Origin of the sequence: Plantibacter sp. CFBP 13570 (assembly GCF_014841395.1) — a bacterium.
Lineage (GTDB): Bacteria > Actinomycetota > Actinomycetes > Actinomycetales > Microbacteriaceae > Plantibacter > Plantibacter auratus.
Genome location: NZ_JACYTW010000122.1, coordinates 1 through 4393 on the forward strand (window position 1 = coordinate 1; position 4393 = coordinate 4393).

At 70.1% G+C, this 4393-nt stretch carries 5 protein-coding genes; 4 read left to right on the forward strand and 1 reads right to left on the reverse strand.

Annotation, left to right across the window (positions count from 1 at the left end; translation table 11 throughout):
* The 3 genes from IFT89_RS19705 to IFT89_RS19715 all read left to right on the forward strand — a co-directional run.
* Positions 1 to 898, forward strand: an 898-nt coding sequence (locus tag IFT89_RS19705) for an ABC transporter permease (protein ID WP_244650887.1), incomplete at its 5' end; no start/stop codon positions are given.
* On the forward strand, positions 895 to 1707 hold the full coding sequence (locus tag IFT89_RS19710) for an ABC transporter permease (RefSeq protein ID WP_085512186.1): 813 nt from the start codon (positions 895 to 897) through the stop codon (positions 1705 to 1707). The genes IFT89_RS19705 and IFT89_RS19710, both read left to right, overlap by 4 nt.
* Positions 1704 to 2801, forward strand: coding sequence for an ABC transporter ATP-binding protein (locus IFT89_RS19715; RefSeq protein ID WP_202939826.1), 1098 nt, complete (start codon positions 1704 to 1706; stop codon positions 2799 to 2801). The genes IFT89_RS19710 and IFT89_RS19715 overlap by 4 nt, the downstream gene beginning before the upstream one ends.
* 123 nt (positions 2802 to 2924) lie before the next feature.
* Here the strand turns inward: IFT89_RS19715 and IFT89_RS19720 are convergent, their stop codons facing one another.
* On the reverse strand, positions 2925 to 4079 hold the full coding sequence (locus IFT89_RS19720) for an AI-2E family transporter (protein WP_124768621.1): 1155 nt from the start codon (positions 4077 to 4079) through the stop codon (positions 2925 to 2927).
* Between the two features lie 127 nt (positions 4080 to 4206).
* On the opposite strand from IFT89_RS19720, the gene IFT89_RS19725 reads away from it, so the two are divergent.
* Positions 4207 to 4393 (forward strand): hypothetical protein (locus IFT89_RS19725; protein WP_202939827.1); only part of this gene is annotated, 187 nt, incomplete at its 3' end.

Sequence of the window (4393 nt, forward strand, 5' to 3'; positions counted from 1 at the left end):
GACCGACGCATCGGACGCCTCGGCCGCCCCCGCCGAGGCGCGCCCCCGCCGCCGTCCGCGCTGGGCGCTCCTCGGCCTGACGCCGTTCGCCCTGTACACCCTGCTCTTCCTCGCGGTCCCGACGTTCCTCGCCCTCGCCACCGGCTTCTTCGACGGCGACGGCGCGTTCACACTCGACAACCTCACGGCGCTCGCCGAGCCGGCGGTCCTCGGGGCGTTCGCCAGCTCCTTCTGGGTCTCCGCCGTCACCGCGGTCGCCGGAGCCGTCATCGGAGCCCTCGTCTGCTACGCGCTCCTCGCGGTCCGACCCGACGGGCTCATCCGCACCTTCGTCGATGCGGCCTCGAGTGTCCTCGCCCAGTTCGGCGGCGTCATGCTCGCCTTCGCCTTCATCGCGACCATCGGCATCCAGGGGCTCGTGACCGTGTTCCTCAAGGACCGCCTCGGGGTCGACCTCTTCGCCGACGGCGTCTGGCTCTACCAGGTCCCGGGCCTCCTCCTGCCGTACCTGTACTTCCAGGTGCCGCTCATGGTCATCACCTTCATGCCCGCGATGGAGGGCTTGAAGCGCACCTGGTCCGAGGCGAACGCGACCCTCGGCGGCACGCGCTTCACCTACTGGACCCGGATCGCGATGCCGATCCTCGCCCCCTCCTTCCTCGGGTCGCTCCTGCTGCTGTTCGCGAACGCGTTCTCGAGCTATGCGACCGCCGCCGCGCTCATCAGCCAGGGTGCGCAGATCGTGCCGCTGCAGATCCGCGGTGCGCTCATCAGCGAGACCGTCCTCGGCCGCGAGAACCTCGCCGGTTCGCTCGCGATCGGGATGATCGTCGTGATGGTCGTCATGATGACGGCCTACTCCGCCCTGCAGGCGCGGACGGAACGGTGGCAGCGATGAGCGCCGTCCGCGACTCGGCCACGCCGTCGAAGCTCACGAGCCGGATCATCCTCGTCGTCGTCGCGGTGGTGTTCGCCGTCCCGATCCTGTCGATGGTCGAGTTCACCCTGCGCGCCGGGATCGACGGCGGCCACGACCTCGGGCACTGGGCCGCGATCCTCGACCCGGAGAACTCACGGAAGTACCGGGTGCTCTTCCAGGGCATCGGCAACTCCGTCGTGCTCGCCGCGGTGACGGTCCTGATCGTCGTGGTGCTCCTGCTGCCGACGATGATCCTCGTCAAGCTCCGCTTCCCGAAGCTGCAGCGCGTCCTCGAGTTCGTCTGCATCATCCCGATCACCGTCCCGGCCATCGTGCTCGTCGTCGGACTCGCACCGGTCTACTCCGTCGTGGCCAGGCTCCTCGGCAGTGCGCCGTGGACGCTCGCGTTCGCCTACGGGATCACGGTGCTGCCGTACGCCTACCGGGCGATTGCCGCGAACCTGCAGTCGGTCGACGTCGGCACCCTCGCCGAGGCCGCGCGCACGCTCGGCGCCGGCTGGGGGACCGTCCTCGTCCGCGTCCTGCTGCCCAACCTGCGTCGTGGCGTGCTGACGGCGTCGGTCATCTCGGTCGCCGTCGTCCTCGGTGAGTACACGATCGCCTCGCTCCTCGGACGCAACACGCTGCAGACCTCGCTCGTGCAGGTGTCGAAGAGCGACCCCTTCGTCGCGGTGGCCTTCGCTCTGCTGGCGCTCGCCTTCGCATTCGTCCTGCTGTTCATCATCGGCCGCGTCGGATCGATCCGACGCATCAGGGAGACACCATGACCACCATCGACCAGTCGGCACCGGCAGCGACGCCCGGAGACGGACGCCCGGCCGGCGCAGCGGTGCGGTTCGATCGCGTCGTGAAGGACTACGGCTCGGGTGCCCGCGCCCTCGACGGCGTGAGCCTCGACCTCGCGCCCGGCGAGTTCGTCGCGCTGCTGGGGCCGTCGGGGTGCGGGAAGACGACCGCACTCCGCAGCCTGGCGGGACTCGAGGACATCACCTCGGGGAGCGTGCTCATCGACGGCGTCGACGTCGTGTCCGTGCCCACCAACCGGCGCGACCTCGGCATGGTGTTCCAGTCGTACTCGCTCTTCCCACACCTCACGGTGCTCGAGAACGTCGAGTTCGGCCTGCGCATGCGGAAGGTGCCCGCGGCCGAGCGACGGACGCGTGCCGCCGAGAGCCTCGACCTCGTCGGCCTCGGCCACCTCGCCGCCCGCTACGCCCACCAGCTCTCGGGCGGGCAGCAGCAGCGCGTCGCCCTCGCCCGGGCGTTGGTCACGCGGCCTCGGGTCCTCCTCCTCGACGAGCCGCTCAGCGCCCTCGACGCCAAGGTGCGCGTCCAGCTGCGCGACGAGATCCGTCGGATCCAGTCGGAGCTGCAGATCACGACCCTCTTCGTGACCCATGACCAGGAGGAGGCGCTCGCCGTCGCCGACCGGGTCGCCGTCATGCGCGCCGGTGTCATCGAGCAGATCGGGACGCCGGAGGAGCTCTACTCGCGGCCGTCGTCGCCGTTCGTCGCGGAGTTCATCGGCCTGAGCAACCGGATCGCTGGTGTGCTCGTGCCCGGTGGCGTCGAGGTGCTCGGGCAGGTGCTGCCGGTGATCGGCGAGCAGCCGGGGGACGGGGCCGTCGTCGCGCTCGTCCGGCCTGAGGACGTCGTGTTCACCGACGCGACGGAGCCCGCGGTCGGGTCCGCTGCGGTCGTGCTCACGTCCAGCTTCCTCGGCCCGGTGCGTCGCACGACCGTCGAGCTGCCGGACGGCACGCTGGTCGCAGTGCAGCACGGTGCGACGGAACGACTGGAGGCGGGGGAGTCCGTCCGCGTCCGCTTCGCCGGTCGTCCCGTCCCGGTGCAGGCGGCCTGAGCACCGGTTCCCGAGCCCACCACCGGTTCCCGAGCCCACCACCGGTTCCCGAGCCCACCACCGGTCCCCTGAGCCCACCACCGGTCCCTGAGCCCACCACCGGTCCCTGAGCTTGTCGAAGGGCTACGCCTTCGCGTTCTGCCGTGGCACGACGACCTGCTTGATGATCAGCAGGATCGACGCCGTCACCGGGATGGAGACGAGGGCGCCGAGCAACCCGATGAGCGAACCACCCACCATCGCGCCGATGACGACGAGGGCGCCGGGCACCGCGACCGCCTTGTTCATGACCCGCGGGGTCAGCACGTACGACTCGATCTGCATGTAGACCAGGTAGTAGACGATGACGATGAGTGCCGTCGTCGGTGAGTCGAACAGCCCGACGGTCGCGACGACGACGGTCGCGATGATCGAGCCGACGAGCGGGATGAGCGTCACGAAGAAGATGACGACGGCGAGGATGCCGGCGTACGGCACCCCGACGATGAGCATCATGATGAGCCCGAGGACGGCGTTGATCCCGGCCAGCACCACCATGCCGCTCACGTATCCGCCGATCGAGGCGGTGATCTGGTCGGTGATCGACACGACGCGCGGCCGGGAGCGACGGGGCACCAAGGAGTAGAAGGCGTTCTTCATCGCCTGCATGGACGCGAGGAAGTAGAGCGCGAGGACGAGGGCGATGAAGCCGCCGAAGAAGCCGTTCGCGATGCCGACGCCGAGGTTGAGGGCGCCGCCGGCCAGGACGACCCACGTCTTCGGGTCGGCGGCCACCCCGTAGAGCCAGTCGAGCGCGCCCTGGAGGTCGACGCCCGGACCGAGGTAGTCGCTCAGGGACCGGAACCACTCCTGGTCCTGGATGCCGGTCAGGAAGGTCGGGGCGTTGCTCACGAGTTCGACGGCCTGCCGGGTGACGACGGGGATGACGAGGGCCAGGAGGAGCGCGAGCAGGACGGCGAAGACGGCGAAGACGATCGCGATCGCGAACGGGCGCTTGATGCCGCGTGCCTCGAGCCGGACGACGACCGGGTCGAGGCCGAGCGCGATGAAGAGGCCGACGGCGATGGAGACGAGGATGGTCGACAGTGAGCCGAGGGTGAGGACGAGCAGGATGGCCGCGAGGGCACCGAGTGCTCCGACGAAGCCGATCGCGAAGGGGCGCTGGAGGGTCGTCCTGACGGTGGTTGTCACCTCGGCCGGGCGATGGGCACGGAACCGGACCCGCTGCTGACGTGCCGCCGGACGCAGCGGCTGGTGGCGATGGGGTGCACTCGTCATGCCGCAAGCGTATTGCCCACCGCCCGTTTGCCCGACAGCTGTCGTGGTACCGGAGGATGAGACCGGGGCACGCAGGATCACCCGACTGCGGGATGTGCCGGGTGCTCGGGTTCAGGACGATGGGAACATGTCATCGATCACCCGCTCGCACGCCGTCCACACCCGGGTCACCGCACCACTGCGGGCGGTCCCGCTGACGGAGCCGATGCCGAGCCGGCGCGACGAGGCCGCGGAGCAGGGAGTGGTCGCCGAGCGCGTCAGCGCTACGGCACACGTCGCCGCCGGCGCTGCCGGGGTCGACCTCACCGCCTCGG

Bases quoted from the DNA above. Each gene is read 5' to 3' on its own strand.
- IFT89_RS19710 (WP_085512186.1), top strand. From the start codon at position 895: ATGAGCGCCGTCCGCGACTCGGCCACGCCGTCGAAGCTCACGAGCCGG.
- IFT89_RS19715 (WP_202939826.1), top strand. From the start codon at position 1,704: ATGACCACCATCGACCAGTCGGCACCGGCAGCGACGCCCGGAGACGGA.
- IFT89_RS19720 (WP_124768621.1), bottom strand. From the start codon at position 4,079: ATGACGAGTGCACCCCATCGCCACCAGCCGCTGCGTCCGGCGGCACGT.